At 69.0% G+C, this 14,270-nt stretch carries 19 protein-coding genes; 6 read left to right on the top strand and 13 right to left on the bottom strand.

Annotated elements, in window-relative coordinates:
* Positions 1-155: 155 nt before the first annotated feature.
* From PWS46_RS29080 to PWS46_RS29065, 4 genes are read right to left on the bottom strand one after another with little or no spacing between them, the layout of a single operon-like run.
* Positions 156-434, bottom strand: coding sequence for a hypothetical protein (locus PWS46_RS29080; protein ID WP_434625668.1), 279 nt, complete (start codon positions 432-434; stop codon positions 156-158).
* A gap of 11 nt (positions 435-445) precedes the next feature.
* On the bottom strand, positions 446-1,069 hold the full coding sequence (locus tag PWS46_RS29075; protein WP_434625666.1) for an NUDIX hydrolase: 624 nt from the start codon (positions 1,067-1,069) through the stop codon (positions 446-448).
* Positions 1,070-1,097: 28 nt separating this feature from the next.
* Entirely contained in the window at positions 1,098-1,481 is a 384-nt protein-coding gene (locus PWS46_RS29070) for a type II toxin-antitoxin system VapC family toxin (RefSeq protein WP_434625664.1), read from the bottom strand.
* Positions 1,478-1,723 carry a type II toxin-antitoxin system Phd/YefM family antitoxin gene (locus PWS46_RS29065; protein ID WP_434625662.1) on the bottom strand — a complete coding sequence of 82 codons (246 nt, stop codon included), beginning with the start codon at positions 1,721-1,723 and terminating at the stop codon, positions 1,478-1,480. Before PWS46_RS29065 ends, PWS46_RS29070 begins: the two co-directional genes overlap by 4 nt.
* Before the next feature lie 288 nt (positions 1,724-2,011).
* On the opposite strand from PWS46_RS29065, the gene PWS46_RS29060 reads away from it, so the two are divergent.
* Positions 2,012-4,357 (top strand): glycosyltransferase, encoded by a 2,346-nt coding sequence (locus PWS46_RS29060; RefSeq protein ID WP_434625660.1) that lies wholly within the window; start codon positions 2,012-2,014, stop codon positions 4,355-4,357.
* A 13-nt stretch (positions 4,358-4,370) separates the two neighbouring features.
* Positions 4,371-5,318 carry a glycosyltransferase family 2 protein gene (locus PWS46_RS29055; RefSeq protein ID WP_434625659.1) on the top strand — a complete coding sequence of 316 codons (948 nt, stop codon included), beginning with the start codon at positions 4,371-4,373 and terminating at the stop codon, positions 5,316-5,318.
* Between the two features lie 30 nt (positions 5,319-5,348).
* On the opposite strand, the gene PWS46_RS29050 is transcribed toward PWS46_RS29055, so the two are convergent.
* Positions 5,349-6,338 carry a hypothetical protein gene (locus PWS46_RS29050; RefSeq protein WP_434625657.1) on the bottom strand — a complete coding sequence of 330 codons (990 nt, stop codon included), beginning with the start codon at positions 6,336-6,338 and terminating at the stop codon, positions 5,349-5,351.
* Between the two features lie 209 nt (positions 6,339-6,547).
* Between PWS46_RS29050 and PWS46_RS29045 the strand changes: the two genes are divergently transcribed.
* The 4 genes from PWS46_RS29045 (at position 6,548) to PWS46_RS29030 (ending at position 9,490) form a co-directional block, all read left to right on the top strand.
* A complete protein-coding gene (locus tag PWS46_RS29045) occupies positions 6,548-6,760 on the top strand; it encodes an antitoxin MazE family protein (protein ID WP_434625655.1) in 213 nt (70 codons plus the stop codon).
* Entirely contained in the window at positions 6,757-7,080 is a 324-nt protein-coding gene (locus PWS46_RS29040) for a type II toxin-antitoxin system PemK/MazF family toxin (RefSeq protein WP_434625653.1), read from the top strand. Before PWS46_RS29045 ends, PWS46_RS29040 begins: the two co-directional genes overlap by 4 nt.
* A 57-nt stretch (positions 7,081-7,137) precedes the next feature.
* Entirely contained in the window at positions 7,138-8,286 is a 1,149-nt protein-coding gene (locus PWS46_RS29035; RefSeq protein ID WP_434625652.1) for a sialidase family protein, read from the top strand.
* 70 nt (positions 8,287-8,356) lie between these two features.
* On the top strand, positions 8,357-9,490 hold the full coding sequence (locus tag PWS46_RS29030) for an aromatic ring-hydroxylating oxygenase subunit alpha (protein WP_434625650.1): 1,134 nt from the start codon (positions 8,357-8,359) through the stop codon (positions 9,488-9,490).
* A gap of 6 nt (positions 9,491-9,496) precedes the next feature.
* On the opposite strand, the gene PWS46_RS29025 is transcribed toward PWS46_RS29030, so the two are convergent.
* From PWS46_RS29025 to PWS46_RS28990, 8 genes are all read right to left on the bottom strand, one after another.
* A complete protein-coding gene (locus PWS46_RS29025; protein WP_434625648.1) occupies positions 9,497-9,970 on the bottom strand; it encodes an RES family NAD+ phosphorylase in 474 nt (157 codons plus the stop codon).
* Positions 9,967-10,416, bottom strand: a complete 450-nt coding sequence (locus tag PWS46_RS29020; RefSeq protein WP_434625646.1) for an antitoxin Xre/MbcA/ParS toxin-binding domain-containing protein — start codon at positions 10,414-10,416, stop codon at positions 9,967-9,969. Before PWS46_RS29020 ends, PWS46_RS29025 begins: the two co-directional genes overlap by 4 nt.
* 93 nt (positions 10,417-10,509) lie before the next feature.
* On the bottom strand, positions 10,510-10,929 hold the full coding sequence (locus PWS46_RS29015; RefSeq protein ID WP_434625644.1) for a type II toxin-antitoxin system VapC family toxin: 420 nt from the start codon (positions 10,927-10,929) through the stop codon (positions 10,510-10,512).
* On the bottom strand, positions 10,929-11,174 hold the full coding sequence (locus tag PWS46_RS29010) for a FitA-like ribbon-helix-helix domain-containing protein (protein ID WP_434625642.1): 246 nt from the start codon (positions 11,172-11,174) through the stop codon (positions 10,929-10,931). Before PWS46_RS29010 ends, PWS46_RS29015 begins: the two co-directional genes overlap by 1 nt.
* A 77-nt stretch (positions 11,175-11,251) precedes the next feature.
* Entirely contained in the window at positions 11,252-11,815 is a 564-nt protein-coding gene (locus tag PWS46_RS29005; RefSeq protein WP_434625640.1) for a GNAT family N-acetyltransferase, read from the bottom strand.
* Positions 11,812-12,801 (bottom strand): RHO alpha subunit C-terminal catalytic domain-containing protein, encoded by a 990-nt coding sequence (locus tag PWS46_RS29000; protein ID WP_434625639.1) that lies wholly within the window; start codon positions 12,799-12,801, stop codon positions 11,812-11,814. Before PWS46_RS29000 ends, PWS46_RS29005 begins: the two co-directional genes overlap by 4 nt.
* The gene (locus tag PWS46_RS28995) at positions 12,798-13,454 is read right to left on the bottom strand and encodes a Rieske 2Fe-2S domain-containing protein (RefSeq protein ID WP_434625637.1); all 657 of its coding nucleotides are present in this window, start codon (positions 13,452-13,454) and stop codon (positions 12,798-12,800) included. The genes PWS46_RS29000 and PWS46_RS28995 overlap by 4 nt, the downstream gene beginning before the upstream one ends.
* Before the next feature lie 8 nt (positions 13,455-13,462).
* Positions 13,463-14,239 carry an SDR family NAD(P)-dependent oxidoreductase gene (locus PWS46_RS28990; RefSeq protein WP_434625636.1) on the bottom strand — a complete coding sequence of 259 codons (777 nt, stop codon included), beginning with the start codon at positions 14,237-14,239 and terminating at the stop codon, positions 13,463-13,465.
* Positions 14,240-14,270: the final 31 nt, after the last annotated feature.

The raw sequence follows: 14,270 nt of genomic DNA, 5'->3' as shown, positions 1-14,270 counted from the left end.
CTCATCAGGGCAAGCGGCTGGCATGAGCGGCGCCGTCGGGCTATTGGAGCCCGTTCGGCGCCGGCTTGATCTTGGCGAGCGTCGGGAAGCTACAGCGGGGATGTTACAGTTTGACGGTCGGTTCCCTGTTCGATGGCGGGGGGAACCGCCGCCGGTCAGCGCGCGCTGAGCATGCAGGTGCGGTCGGACGGCATGGGCAGGACCACCGGCTTGCCGTCGGCCCCGGTGCCGCGCACCTCACGTCCGCCGGCTTTCCCACCGGATGCCGGCAGATCGACGATCTCCGGGTCGGTCACTTGGCCCGCGACGCTCCATTGCCGGGTCTGCGGGTCCTGGCAGCGCAGTTCGTACCGGCCCTTCATCGGCTCGGCGGCGGCCGGGAGGGCGGCCAGTGTCAGGAAGGCCATCAGGGCCATTGGGGCGAAGCGGGTCATCGGGCTTTTCCTCAATTGGCTGTGTCTGGGCCGGCTGTGTCCGGGGAATGGGGGCGGGACAGCACCCGCGCGATGTCGGCCTGCCAGACCATGCTGACCAGCGCGATCTGCGTCAGCAGATGCATCTCGCCGCGGCCGATGGCCTCCAGCAGTTCCGCCCTTGTCAGGTGCAGGATCTCGGTGTCCTCCAGGTCGTCGACGATCGGGTCGGCGACCCGGCGGCAGCCGGTGGCGTGGAACATGTGCGACCAGGCCCCGCCCTGGTTGGCGTTGACGATGTAGGCGCCGAGGTCGGTCCAGCTCTCCGCTTCCATTCCCGTCTCCTCCATCAGCTCACGCCTGGCCGCGGCCAGCGGCTCCTCGCCGGGCGACAGGTGGCCGCCGGGGAAGACCAGACCGACCTTGCGCGGGCCGTGGCGGTACTGGCGGTAGGTGACGATCCGCCCGTCCGCCGTCTCGGCGAAGATGCAGGCGAAGGAGGGCTGGTCGAACTGGTAGTAATCGTCGATCCGCCGTCCGTCCGGCAGCTCCACCGTCTCCACCCGGACCTTCAGGAAGGGATCGGCGTCGAGCAGCTCACGGCTGCCCAGCACGGTCCAGGGGCGATGCAGGCGGTAGGGGCGGTGTCCGGGCATGGAATGGCCTGTTCTGGGACGGGGGCGATCACCACAGCCGCGTGACGATGCCGTCGAAGACCGCGTCGGCGGAGACCAGCGGCAGCTTGTAATGCATCGACGTGGCCGCCAACAGACGGTCAAAAGGATCACGGTGGGGCCAGTCCATCATGCCGGCGATCAGGCAGACCGCGGGATCGAAGCCGGCCACCAGCCCGCCCTGCTCGGTCAGCAGGGCATCCAGCCGTTCCACGAAGGGGGTCATCTCCGGCCATTTGCCGAGCCGGACCTTCTGGGCGATCTCAAAGAAGGTGATCGGGCTGACGAGCACCATGTCGGCGGCTGCGATGGCGGCGACGGCCGGTTTCGACAGGCGGGCATCGCCGGACAGGCTCCAGGCCCAGGCATGGGTGTCGAGGAGGACCGCCGTCATGGAACCCTGACGCCCTCCCCTTCCCAGGCGTCGAGATCGGCCTCGTCCATCGGTTCGAAGAAGTCCGGCCCGGTGCCGAGCCTGTCCTTCAGCAGGCCGATGGTGAAAGACCCGCGGGAAACCGGGACCAGCCGCACGACCGGCCTGCTTCCCTTGGCGATGACGACCTCTTCGCCGCGCAGAGCCGCCTCGATCAGCTTGGACAGGTTGGTCTTGGCCGCATGAATGGTGAACTGCCGCATCCGGCCCCTCCATCTTTCTCAAGGATCATAGGCGTCGCCCCCCATCTTGGTCAACTTGGCTAACTTCATGGCGTGACGGTGAATTTCCTGGGTGCGGTTGATAATCTTCAGTTGCAGGGCGATGTCCGGGCAAATGAGAGAAGGTTTTGTAGAAAAACATGAGAAATATTCTCTAATGGCGTGTGTCGAATGAATCAAAGTGTGACAGATTCTTCCCAAGCATCCATTTCTATTGAGCAGGCTCGGCAATAGTGCTTATCGGTCCATGCACAATTGCGGTCAAAGTCCATGCGCACCGACTCCTGCTCCCCGATCCCGCGCCTGATCCACCAGACCTGGAAGACACGCGACGTTCCGTCGGAATTCCAGGCGCTGCAGCGCAGTTGGATCGACCGCAATCCCGGCTTCGAGTACCGGTTCTGGACCGACGAGGACATCGGGCGCTTCATCGCCGGGGAGCATCCGGCGCTGCTGCCGGTCTTCCACGGCTATGCCGATCCCATCGCGCGGATCGATCTGGCGCGCTACCTGATCCTGCGCCGCTTCGGCGGGGTCTATGCCGACCTCGATTTCGAATGCCTGCGTCCGATCGACGGGCTGCTGGAGGGGCGGAGCTTCGTCGTCGGGCTGGAACCGGAGGAGCATGGCGGGCTGGCGAAGGCGGTGGAGCGCGGGCTGCCCCGCATCCTGTGCCCGTCCTTCCTGGCGTCGGTGCCCGGCCATCCCTTCTGGGACCATCTGCTGGACCGGCTGGTCGAGGCGCGGTCCTGCGCCGACGTGCTGGACGCCACCGGCCCCTTCCTGCTGACACGCGCCCACGCTTCATATCAAGGGGAAGGCGCTGCCGCGGTGACGGTGCTGCCGCCGGAACTGCTCTATCCCGTGACCAAGGATGACTGCTGGGGCGGCCGCCTGTTCGATCCCGTCTTCTGGGAACAGGCGACCCGCCGGGCCTATGCCGTTCATTACTGGGAGGGCACCTGGTTCCGCGGCGATGCTGCATCCAAGACCGCTCCCGAGGCCGCATTGCCGCGGCAGATCGCTGCGGTGGTGACCGACGGCCGGCCGGAGGACGCCCGCTCTCCGATAAAGGCGGAGGGGCTGCCCCTGATCTCCTGCCTGATGGTCACCAGAGGGCGGAGAGCATTGCTGGAGTTCGCCATCGACGGCTTCGCGCGCCAGACCTATCCCAACCGGGAACTGGTCATCGTCTGCGACAGCCCGGCCTTGCCGCAGGACGACCCGCTGGAGCGCGCCATCCGCGCCGCCGGGTGCCCGAACATCCGTCTGATCCGGGTGACTGCGGCCGGGCGGGAGGGAGGCGCAACGCTGGGCGAGCTGCGCAACCTTGCCGTCGACCATGCGGCCGGCCGTTATGTCTGCCAATGGGACGACGACGACCTGTACGACCCCTGCCGGCTGCAGATGCAGCAGCGGGTGCTGGCCGCGGCCGGCGCCCAGGCCTGCCTGCTCGGCCGCTGGATGATCTGGTGGCCGGCCGAGGGCCGGCTGGCGGTGTCCTGCGAACGGGACTGGGAAGGCTCGCTTCTGTGCGAGAAGGCGGTGATGCCCCGCTATCCGGCGCTTCGCCGCGGCGAGGACACGCCGGTGGTCGAACAGCTGCGCCGCACGGCCCGCGTCGTCCGGATGGACCTGCCGCGGCTCTACACCTACGTCGTCCATGGCGGCAACACCTTCGGCGGTCGGCATTTCGAGGAGCACTGGAAGGCGACCGCCGCCCGCTTCAGCGGCGACCGCTGCCGGGCCATGCTGGAGGAGATGGGCAAGCGCCTGCCGGTGGAGGCCTATCGGCGTGCCGTCACGCCTGCCCCGGCGATCGTGGCGGCACGGCAGAAGACGACGATGCATGAAAAGCTGCTGGTGCTGACCCCGGTGAAGGACGCCGTCGCCCATCTGCCGCGCTATCTGGAACTGCTCGGCCGGCTCGACCACGACCCGTCCCGCCTGTCGCTGGGCTTCCTGGAGGGGGACAGCCGCGACGGCACCCATGACTGGCTGGCGGCAAGGCTGCCGGAACTGCGGGACCGCTACCGCCGGGTGACGCTGCTGCGCCACGATTACGGATTCCGGCCCGAGGGGCCGCGCTGGGCGCCGGACATTCAGCGGCGGCGGCGGGAGCTGCTGGCGCGCTCGCGCAACCGGCTGCTGTCCGGCGCGCTGGGTGACGAGGACTGGGTGCTGTGGCTCGACGCCGATCTGGTCGACTATCCGCCGGACCTGCCGGCCCGCCTGCTCGCCGCCGGGCGCGACATCGTCGTCCCCCACTGCGTCCTGCCCGACGGACGGACCTTCGACCTCAACAGCTTCCGACTGACGGCCCCGGAGATCGGCGGGGAAGACCCGCGCCATCTGGCCGACGGCATCTTCCAGCCGCCGCGCGGTGCCGGCCGGCTCTATCTGGATGCCTTCGCCGGCGAGGACATCGTGCCGCTGGACGGGGTCGGCGGCACGGCGCTGCTGGTGCGCGCGGACCTTCACCGCGAGGGGGTGTGTTTCCCGTCCTACAGCCACCGCGGCTACATCGAGACCGAGGGGCTGGCGATGATGGCCAAGGATATGGGCGTGACCGCCTGGGGCCTGCCGGACCTGCGCATCGTCCATGCCGATCACTGACAGACGGAGCAGCATGCCGACCACCGGAACCCCCAACACCGACAGCCCGGAAATCGCCGCCAGCATCGTCATCTGCACCCATAGGCGCCCTGAACTGCTCGGCGCCTGCCTGGACAGTCTGATCGGGCAGCGGGTGGGCGGCTCTCCGGGTGCTGCGCATGAAATCCTCGTTATCGACAATTCCGCCCTGGCGGAAGGACGCCCGGTCGTCGAGGGCCGACAGGCCGTCTTCGCTCTGCGGGGGGTGCCGCTGCGCCATATCGTGGAGGAGCGTCCGGGCGTCAGCTTCGCCCGCAACCGCGGCGTGGCCGAGGCGGCGGGAGCGCTGATTGCCTTCATCGACGACGACGAGCGGGCCTGCGAAGGCTGGCTGGAGCGCTTGCTGGAGCCTTTCCACCGGCTGGGCGACGCCGTCGACATCGTCGCGGGCGAGGTCGAACCGGATTTCGGAGACGTGCCCCGGCCGGGCTGGCTGGCCGACGACATGCTGCATTTCTTCTCGTGCCGCTGGGGATGGGACAGCCAATCCCGCTTCCTGCGTGAGACGGAATGGTTCGGCGAAGGGAACTGCGCCTTCCGCAAGCGGCTGATGGCGGGCCGTACCTTCCCGACCGACCTCGGCCGCAAGGGGGACGGGCTGCTGGCGAACGAGGGCGTCATCTTCATCGAGATGCGCCGTGCGGGAGCCGCCACCTACTATGTGCCGGCCGCCACGGTGTCCCATTTCATCCACCCCGACCGGCTGAACCGACGCTGGCTGATGCGGCGGATGTTCTACCAGGGGGTCTCCAACCGCCTGATGCAGCGGCGGAACGGGCAGGCGGAACAGGGCTGCAACTTCAACGTCAATCTGGCCGATCTGGCCGCCATCGACATCGACAGCCTCGAGGGCGAGAGCCTGTGGGCGATGATCCGGCTCTATTACGAGATCGGCTATGCCTCGGCTCTCGCCATGGGGTGAAGCCGCCGGACGGCCGGAGCCATCCCTTCGTCACGGCGCCACGTAGATCTGGTTCACGAAGGGATCCAGCCCGTCCGGCACCCCAGCGCAGCGGCGGTCGAGCGGCGGGACGGTCGGTCCGTGCGGGCTGCGGTTGACGTTGTACTGGGCCGTCAGCAGCAGGCGCCGGCCGCGCCGCGGCAGGGCGCCCTTGTGGACGCCGTAGGTGTCGCCCATGAAGCGGCTGCCGGCCGAGCCGGTCATCGTCACCGTGCCGGCGCTGCCGAAGGCGGCCTCCACCTGCGCGTCGGTCAGGGCGCGGCCGGTGGAGAGCAGGCGGCTGCGGTGGCTGCCCTTGACGTAGATGTGCGGGCCGCCGTCCTCGTCCACGTCGGTCAGGTAGAAGAAGAGCTTGAAGCCGCGCAGGCTGTCGAGGTCGCGGTGGTGGCGCTGGGTGCCCTTGGCCGCCTCCCGCCCGCCGAAACTCTCGCCGCCCCAGGACCACCAGCAGCCGATGTTGTCGAGGATCGGCTTGCAGCCGAGATACAGCTCCGCCGTCTCCAGCACCTGCGGATCGTTGAAGAGAGCCAGCACATGGGGAGCCCGCAGGATCTGCTCGATGCCGTGATAGCCCATGTTGGAGTCCGGGCTGGGCGGGCTGTCGGGCCGGAACCAGCCCAGATGCGGGCGGAAGGGATCGTGGCAGGGGGTGTTTTCGAAATAGGCGCGCAAGTCGGCGACGACGGCCGGGTCGATCGGCGGCAGCGGCGGGGTGATGCCGTCCCTCTCCAGCGTCCGGCACCAGTCGCGCGCCTCCAGCGACGGCTGGAAGCCCGGCGTGCGCGGCCGCCGCGCCGCGATCAGCGCCGACAGCCGGTCGCGCAGGACCGGATCGGTGACGATGGGCAGGATGTCGTAGATGGCGTAGCGCGGATCGGCCTTCACCTTGCGCCAATAGGCCCGCGGCGACGTGATGCGCGTGCGCACATTGTCCAGAAAGCTGCCGACGGGGGCGGCAGTGGGGACGAAGGAGGACGCCATGGGATGCGGCACCGCGTAAAAGGAGAATCGTCTGCGGTGAAAACTCTCCATAAGAGCAGCGATCTTTCAAGGCGCATCCGGTCCTTCGTCGCGCCATGCTGCTGAGGCACGAGGTCGCGGGTCCACAGAGGGGCGGGTTTATTGGGGTTGGGCTTGCACAGGATCGGCGGACGATCAATGTTACATGTAACATAAGGGAGTGCCTGCCCATGCCCACGCCGCTTTCCTTCCGTGTCCAGCGCCATCGCAACGGCCTGCGCGCCGCCGGGCTGCGGCCGTTGCAGATCTGGGTGCCGGACACCCGCCGGCCCGGCTTCGCCGCCGAATGCCGGCGCCAGTCTCTGCTGGTCCGGGACACGCCGCAGGAGCAGGAGACGATGGACTGGCTGGACACGGTCCGCGATACCGAGGGCTGGGAGTGAGGCGCGGCGATCTGGTGACGGCCGCCTTGCAGGGTGACTGCGGCAAGCCGCGTCCGGCACTGGTCATCCAGTCCGACCTGTTCGACGGGCATCCCAGCGTCACCATTCTGCCGATCACGAGCGCCCTGGTGGACGCGCCGCTGTTCCGCCTGTCGGTCGATCCGACTCCGGGTAACGGTCTGCGCAAACGCTCGCAGGTGATGGTCGACAAGGTCCAGACGATCGCCCGCGACAAGATCGGCGAAGCGTTCGGACGGTTGGAGGATGAAAGCATGCTCGCGGTCAACCGGGCGTTCCTCCTCTGGATCGGGCTGGCCTGAGCAGACTCGTCGTTTGCGGGCTCGTTGCTGCTTTTCAAAGAGGGAGTAGGGAACCCGATGGCCATGACCGGTGCCGAACATCGCGTGCTGTACCGCGACCCGCGGTTCTATGCGTCCTTCCCGTCGCTCACCCCGGTGGGAGACGGATCGGTGCTGCTGGCCTTCCGGCGGGCGCGCGACCATCGCTGGCTGCGCGGGGCGGAATATCGGACGGGGGAGACCGGGTTCAACCATGTCGACCATCTCGATTCCCGCTCGCAGACCGTGCTGCTGCGGCTCGGCCCCGATGCCGAACCGCTGGGCGAGGAGATGTCCCTGCCGCCCGATCCGCAGGCGGCCGACCAGGACGCCAGCCTGCTCAGCTTGCGTGACGGCCGCATCCTGCTGACCGGATTCTGCTGGTATCCGGTGCCGTCGTCGCAAGGGGAGGCGCTGCGCGCGCTGGGGATCGGGCTGACCGGCAATCCGCAGAAGACCGGCGACCTCTACATCTTCTGGGGCGGCTACAGCCGGCACAGCGACGATGGCGGCCGGAGCTGGACCCCGCACCGCGACCTGCCCCCCCTGCCCGGCCATCCCGACATCGTGCCGGGCCAGCGGCCCTTTTACGGCGGTGCGGTGCGCGGCCGGGCGGTGGAGGCGCCGGACGGCACCATCCTGCAGACCGGCTACACCCACCACCCCTCCACCGGCACCTATGCCAGCCATCTCTTCGCCTCGACCGACCGGGGGGAGAGCTGGGTTCATCGGGCGATCATCGCCATCGACCCCGAGGCCAAGGCCGGCTTCTGCGAGACGGCGCTGCATCTGGACGCCGACGGCGTGCTGCACGCCTTCCACCGCACCACCGGGCTGGACGACCATCTGGCGACCTCGCGCTCCACCGATCTCGGCCACAGTTGGGAGCCGTGGCGGCGCCAGGCGGTGGTCGGCCATCCCTATGACGCCTGCCCGCTGCCGGACGGCCGGCTTCTGCTGGTCGGCGGCTATCGCCATGCGCCCTACGGCGTGCGTGCCCGCCTCTACGACCCGCGCCGCCAGCAGCCCAGCGAGGTGCCGGAGTTGGTGCTGCGCGACGACGGGCCGGCGCCGGACCTGGGCTATCCCTGGGCGGCGGTGCTGCCGGACGGCCGCGCCATGGTCGCCTATTACATCTGCGACGCCACGGGGCTGCGCGGCATCGAGGCGACGCTGTTCCGGCCGTGACGGGAGGAAGCGCCTGCGACCTGCTGTGCCCTGGACCGGCCGGTGGGGCGCGGGCTACCCTTTGCGCATCATGGAAAGCCCCCTCCCCTTCGCCGCCGCCAAGGCCGTCCCCGGCATCGACCCCGCCGCCTACTACGACCCGGAGATCTTCCGGGCGGAGGAGGAGCGGGTCTTCCGCCATGCCTGGATCTTCGCCGGCTTCACCGACGAGCTTGCCCGGCCCAACGACTATCTGACCCGGCGGATCGGCGGGCTGGATGTACTGGTGCAGAATTTCGACGGGGAGCTGCGCGGCTTCCGCAACGTCTGCACCCACCGCTTCGCCATGATCCACCGGGCGCCGCGCGGCAACGGCATGCTGCGCTGCGGCTATCACGGCTGGACCTTCGACCGCGACGGCGTGCCCTACGGCATCCCCGGCAACGAGGCGAACTTCGGTCTCGACCGCGACGGCCGCTGCGGCCGTGCCCTGACGCCGGTGGCGGTCGGGGTGTGCGGGCGCTTCGTCTTCCTGCGGCTGGCGGCGGAGGGGCCGGACCTCGGCGACTGGCTGGGCGTCTATGCCGACGTGCTGCGCCATGCCTCGGAGGTTTTCGTCCGCCCCTTCGACGAGCGATCGATGGAGTGGGCCGCCAACTGGAAGATGGGGGTGGAGAGCGTGCTGGAGGTCTATCACGCCGACCTCACCCACCCCACCACCTTCCGCAAGCTGGTGAAGGGCGACTGGCGCTGCGATTACGACGGCGCCCATTCCCGTGGCGTCACGTCGGTGTCGGACAAGAGCGCCCGCTGGTGGGACGGCGTGTCGGAGCGGCTGGGCTTCCGCCCCAGCCCGCTTCTGCGCGACTACGACCACCTGCACATCTTCCCCAACCTGGAGATCGGCTTCACCCGCGGCGCGGTGATGAGCGTCCAGACCTACGACCCGCTCGGCCCCGACCGCTGCGCGCTGAACCTCCGCCTGTTCCTGGCCGATCCGGACGGCGCCCCTGGGGGAGATGCCGGCAAAGGCGGCCCCGCCGCCCGTCGCCTGATCGAGGAGGGCGCGCGCGACCTCAACGTCGCCCTGCTGCGCGAGGACCAGGAGGCGTCGGAACTGGCCTTCCGCGGTTGCCGCCAGACGGAGCGTCCCGCCCTGCTCGGCCTGAACGAGGAGCGCATTCAGCAGTTCCACGCGGTTTGGCGGGGGATGATGGGGGTGTAGGGGCGGTTACGGCTGTCTTGCCGTCGGCGGGACGGTCTTGAACAGCCGCGGGTCGAAGGGGACGTCCTGGACGTCGGCGATCCGCAGCTTTCCGGCATCCGGGTGCAGCGTGTTGAGCAGCACATTGTGGACGTCGGGCATGATGGCGCTCGGCACCCGCAGCAGGGCCGAGCGGCCGGTCGCCAGCCACGCATCGCCGACGGCGCGCGTCACCTCCGTCCGCTCCCGCCAGTCGGGGGGAAGCGGCGGCGCATCCAGGGAAACCAGCCCGACCTCCACCGCGATGGTCAGCAGGCGGTAGCGGTCCGGCAGGGCGGCGGGAGAGGCGATCTCCTGATGGACCAGGATCTCGATCAGGGCGCCCGGCGGCGATTCGGCGAGATAGACGATGGGCCGCCCGCGATTGTGCCAGCGGGCACCGGCGCGCAAGCCGCCGACTCCCTGCAGATCGGCATGGTTGCTGATCCGCCAGAGCGTCACGCGAAATAGCCCTCGTCGATCTGGATCAGGGCCTCTTCCACCAAACGGGCACCGATGTCGGTGTCGATCAGGGCGATGGCCGCCTCGCCGTCGAAACGGCTGCGGGGAGCATGGAGCCAGGACAGCGCCTTGTCCCGGTTGCCGAACACCGCCTGCGCCAGGGCGACGATGCTGGCGGCGCGGTAGGCGCGCTCGCTCTCCTCCAGCGACAGCGCCTCCCCCTTCTGCCGGCGGTGTTCCAGCGTGCGCCGGGGAATGATCCGGCCCAGGGTGCGGGCGTCGAGCCCGGCCGCCTGCAAGGCGCCGACTGACTGGGGAGACAGCCTGCCCCGCACCATCCGCAGGACGTCGAGATCGTCGGCAGGCGGGTGGTCCAATCCCAGAAGGTCAGCGGCAAGCACCCGCTGGCGATCGGCCAGGGCCGCTGGCGAAGCGGGATTCTGCATCTCAACCTCCATTGCGCAAATTGCCACTGTCGATCTGGCATCTTGCGCCGAAGGCATCAAGCCTGCCAGTCGGTTCCTTTCAGGACGGCAGCCTCAACTTTCCCATGGATTGATGATGGGAATCCCGCAATCCAGGAAATCCGCCACGTTTCTGGTTGCCAAGGCAGCGCCACGGGACGCCGCGACGGCGGCGATCTGCGCATCGAAGGCTCCGGTTGGCCGACCTTGTTGCCGTCGTCCCGCCGCGACGGGCGCGAAGGCTTTTGCCGCCATGCTGTCGAAGGGCAGCACCCGGCCGGCGAAGTCTTCGGCAAACATCTGCTCCGCCGCCGTCAGCAGATCGCTCCGACGCCGCCCCTCCGGCAGCAGGGCGAGGCCGTACAGGATTTCCGCCTGGGTGATCGTCGTCGTGAACAGGGTGGCGGCGGAGTGTCCGGTGAACCAGCGGAGTACGGCTTCGGACGGGGTTGGACGCATCAGTTCCGAGAGCACGTTCGTGTCGAGGACGATCATCAGTCGAAGCTCGGCGGCGTCCGCAGGGCTTCGCGCTTCACCTCCGCCACCTCGACACCGCCGAGCCGCGCGAACCGCTGGTGGATGGCTTCCCCGAGATTCGTCGCCGCCTGGCCCTCTTCCGTGAGCGCTGCGCGCAGGATGTGGCGGGCCTCATCCTCCATGGAGCGGCCGTGATGGGCGGCCCGGATCCGCAGCCGGGCCTTCAAGGGATCCTCGAGGTTCCGGATCGTGATGCGGGCCATCGGTCGCTCCTGAACATGTCGGGAGAAGAAGGTTAGACAGTGACTTCATTGATTTCAATGATGGCGCTCTGCCCTTTCTACCGCCACTCCCGCCCGTCCATGTCCTGGTAGATGCGGAAGCGGTCGCGCACCGCCAGCCAGTCTTCGGCCAGCATTTCGAAAATGTGCAGGTCGATCTCCTGCCCGTCCTTCACCACCTGGCGCTTCAGCACGCCGACCGGGCGGTAGCCGATCATCGGCTGGCCTTTCAGCAGGCGGGGGCTGTTGGTGCCCAGGATGTGGTTCACCACCTTGCGCAGCCCCATGGTGAAGAAGACGTGGTTCAGCATGTAGGCGAAGTTCAGCGGCGCCGCCCCCATCCGCCCCGCCCGCTCGCCCATCAGCACGCCGATGGTGGCGATCCGCCACTCCGGCTCGGTCACGGTGATGGAGACATGGCCGGCCGGCACGCCGTCGACGCAGAGGATGCGGTGGACATAGTCGTCGCGCTCTTTACTGCGCCGCAGCCACGCCTTCTGCCGCTCCACGTCGTAGGGGACGACGCTCAGCATCTGGCCGGCGATGTCGGGCCGGGTGCGCCAGTCGAGCAGCAGTCGGGCGTGGTCCTCCGTCGGCTCGATGAAGGTCAGGGCGCCACTCACACTGTTTCTCCCAGCTGCCGCAGCATCGCCTGATGGAAGTCGAGGATGCGGCGCTCGCGCCGGCCGTAGATGCCGGTGATGCGGGGAAGGTCGGCGATGCCGGGACGGCCCTGCTGCACCGCCTCGCAGACCGGGCGGTCCTCGGCGATCACCGTGCTTGCGGATGTGATCAGATAGGCGGCGGTGGAGCGGTGGAAGGCCTGCTCCAGCGCCGTCTCCAGCCGGGTGGTGGGGAGGAACAGCTGCCACCGTAGGACCGAAGCGTCGGGGGCAACGGGATCGACCCGGTGCGGGATCACCGTCGCGCCATAGAAGGTCGCCAGATAGAAGTTCGGGAAGATGAAGGTGTGGCGGTAGACGGACTCTTCGGCGAAGCGTCGCATCCGCAGCTTGGCGTCCAGCTTCGCCCACCAGCCGGCGGTGCCGTCGGCCAGCAGCCAGCGGGAATCGCTGTTGGCGCCATGGCGTTCGGTGACGAGGTGGCTCTGCCAGTCGGGATGGACGGCGGGGTGGATGGTGTCGGGATGGACGGTGGAGCCGTGGAAATCGTCCATCGTGTTCTCGACCAGCGCCTTCCAGTTGGCCCGGAACGCGATGCCGACCGGGGCCTGCGGGTTCAGGCAGTTGGCCGACATCGTCGCCAGCCGCTCGCCATAGGGCGCCAGATGGTCGGCCAGGGTGGGACCGCCTTCTTGCGCCACGCGGGCGAAGACCAGGGCGCCGCAGCGGTCGATCTGCAACGGCCGCACCCGTTCCCCGTCGCGGCAGATGCCCTCCATCGCCTCGCCGCGGCGGTGCAACTCGAAGCGCAGGCCGGTCATCTCGGCGGTCAGGAGGTTGGTGTCGTCGAACACGCCCATATAGAGCCAGCAGCGGCCGAACACCCGCTCGCGTTCACGGGCGAAGGCCTCCCCGGTCCAGAAATGGCTGTGGGGCAGGAAGGCGCCGGCCTCGGGGATGACGCTCTGGACGGGATGCGCGTTCATGCCGGCAGTTCCGCATCGGTCGTAATGGGGGCGGTGGCGGGATGGAGGGTGATGGTGCGGGAGAAGCGCCCGTCGACATTGATCGGGGCGGCACCGGGCGGGGCGGCGCTGTGCAGCACCAGCGCGCCGTCCGGCGCCAGATGCAGGCGCAGGTTGGCGGCCTCGATCGTCTCCCAGCCGTCGGCCGGCTCCACCGCGTCGCCGCGCCGGGGGAAGGCGTCGGACAGGGCGGACAGACGGGCGAACAGGCCGCTTCCCAGCTCCTCCTCCAGCGACGGGCCGTCGCTGGCCACCCGGACGAATACCAGCCGGCCGCAGCGGGCCAGCGAGGCCGGATGCAGGGCCAGCCGGCGGCGGCCCTCCGCCTCCAGCTGGAAGTCGGTCGGGTTGAAGGGCAGCCCCACCGGCACGCCGTCGGCGTCGAAGCTCCAGCCGTGATAGGGGCAGCGCAAGGGGCCGCAGCCCGCCGGCTCGCCGTGGATCACGGCGAAGCGGTGGGTGCAGACATTGCGGAAGGCGACCACCCGCCCCTTGATGTTCTGCGCCACCAGCGGCACCGCCCCCACCCGCGTGGTGACGAAGGCGTTGGGGGTGGCGAGGTCGTCCGCCATGCAGAGGTGGAACCAGCGGTTTTCGGGAACAGTGTCGGGCATCGCGGGCCTCAGGCGGTGCGGCCGCCGTCCACCGTGACGATGGACCCGGTCATCCAGCGGCTGGTGTCGGCGAGCAGATAGGCGATCATGTGGGCGATGTCGTCGGGATGGCCGAAGCCCAGCGGCTGCAGCGTGCGCAGATGCTCGTACTGCTCGGCGGTCAGCTTCTGCTTGCCGCGTTCGATCAGCTCGGTCTCGACGATGGAGGGAACCACGCAGTTGACGCGGATGCCGTCGCTCAGCAGCTCCACCGCCAGCCCCTTGGTGGCGGCGATGATGCCGCCCTTGCTGGCGGCATAGACGACGTTGCCCGGCGAGGCCGCCGTCGCGGCGGTGGAGGAGATCAGCGCCATCGCCGCCCGCTCGGCATGGCAGCCCTTCTGCCGCAGCCCGCGGGCGAGCGCCAAGGCGCTGCCCAGGTTGGCCCGCATCACCTCGTCGAAGAAGGCGGCGGAGAAGATGCGGATCGGCCGCAGGGTCTGGATGCCGGCGCAGTGCGCGATGCCGTCGAAGGGCGCGTCGTCGGCGCACAGCCCCTTCACCCAGCCCGGCACGGCTTCGAGATCCGACAGGTCAAAGGGGGCGATGGCGTGGCCGTCGCCCTCTCCATCGCCCGCCAGCCGGTCGGCGGTCTCGGCCAGCCGGTTCACGTCCCGGCCGTTCAGCACCAGCCTTGCGCCGAGCTTGGCCAGCACCACCGCCGTCGCCCGGCCGATCCCGGCCGAGGCCCCGGTCACCAGGATGCGGCGGCCGGTCAGGTCCATGGGGTTGTAGGTGGCTGTCATGGCGGGGAAATCCAGCTTGGTGGCGTATCGG

It is taken from the genome of Azospirillum sp. B2RO_4, assembly GCF_051124815.1.
GTDB lineage: Bacteria > Pseudomonadota > Alphaproteobacteria > Azospirillales > Azospirillaceae > Azospirillum.
The sequence above is the reverse complement of the archived record's forward strand: the minus strand, read 5'-3'. Positions and strand labels throughout refer to the sequence as shown.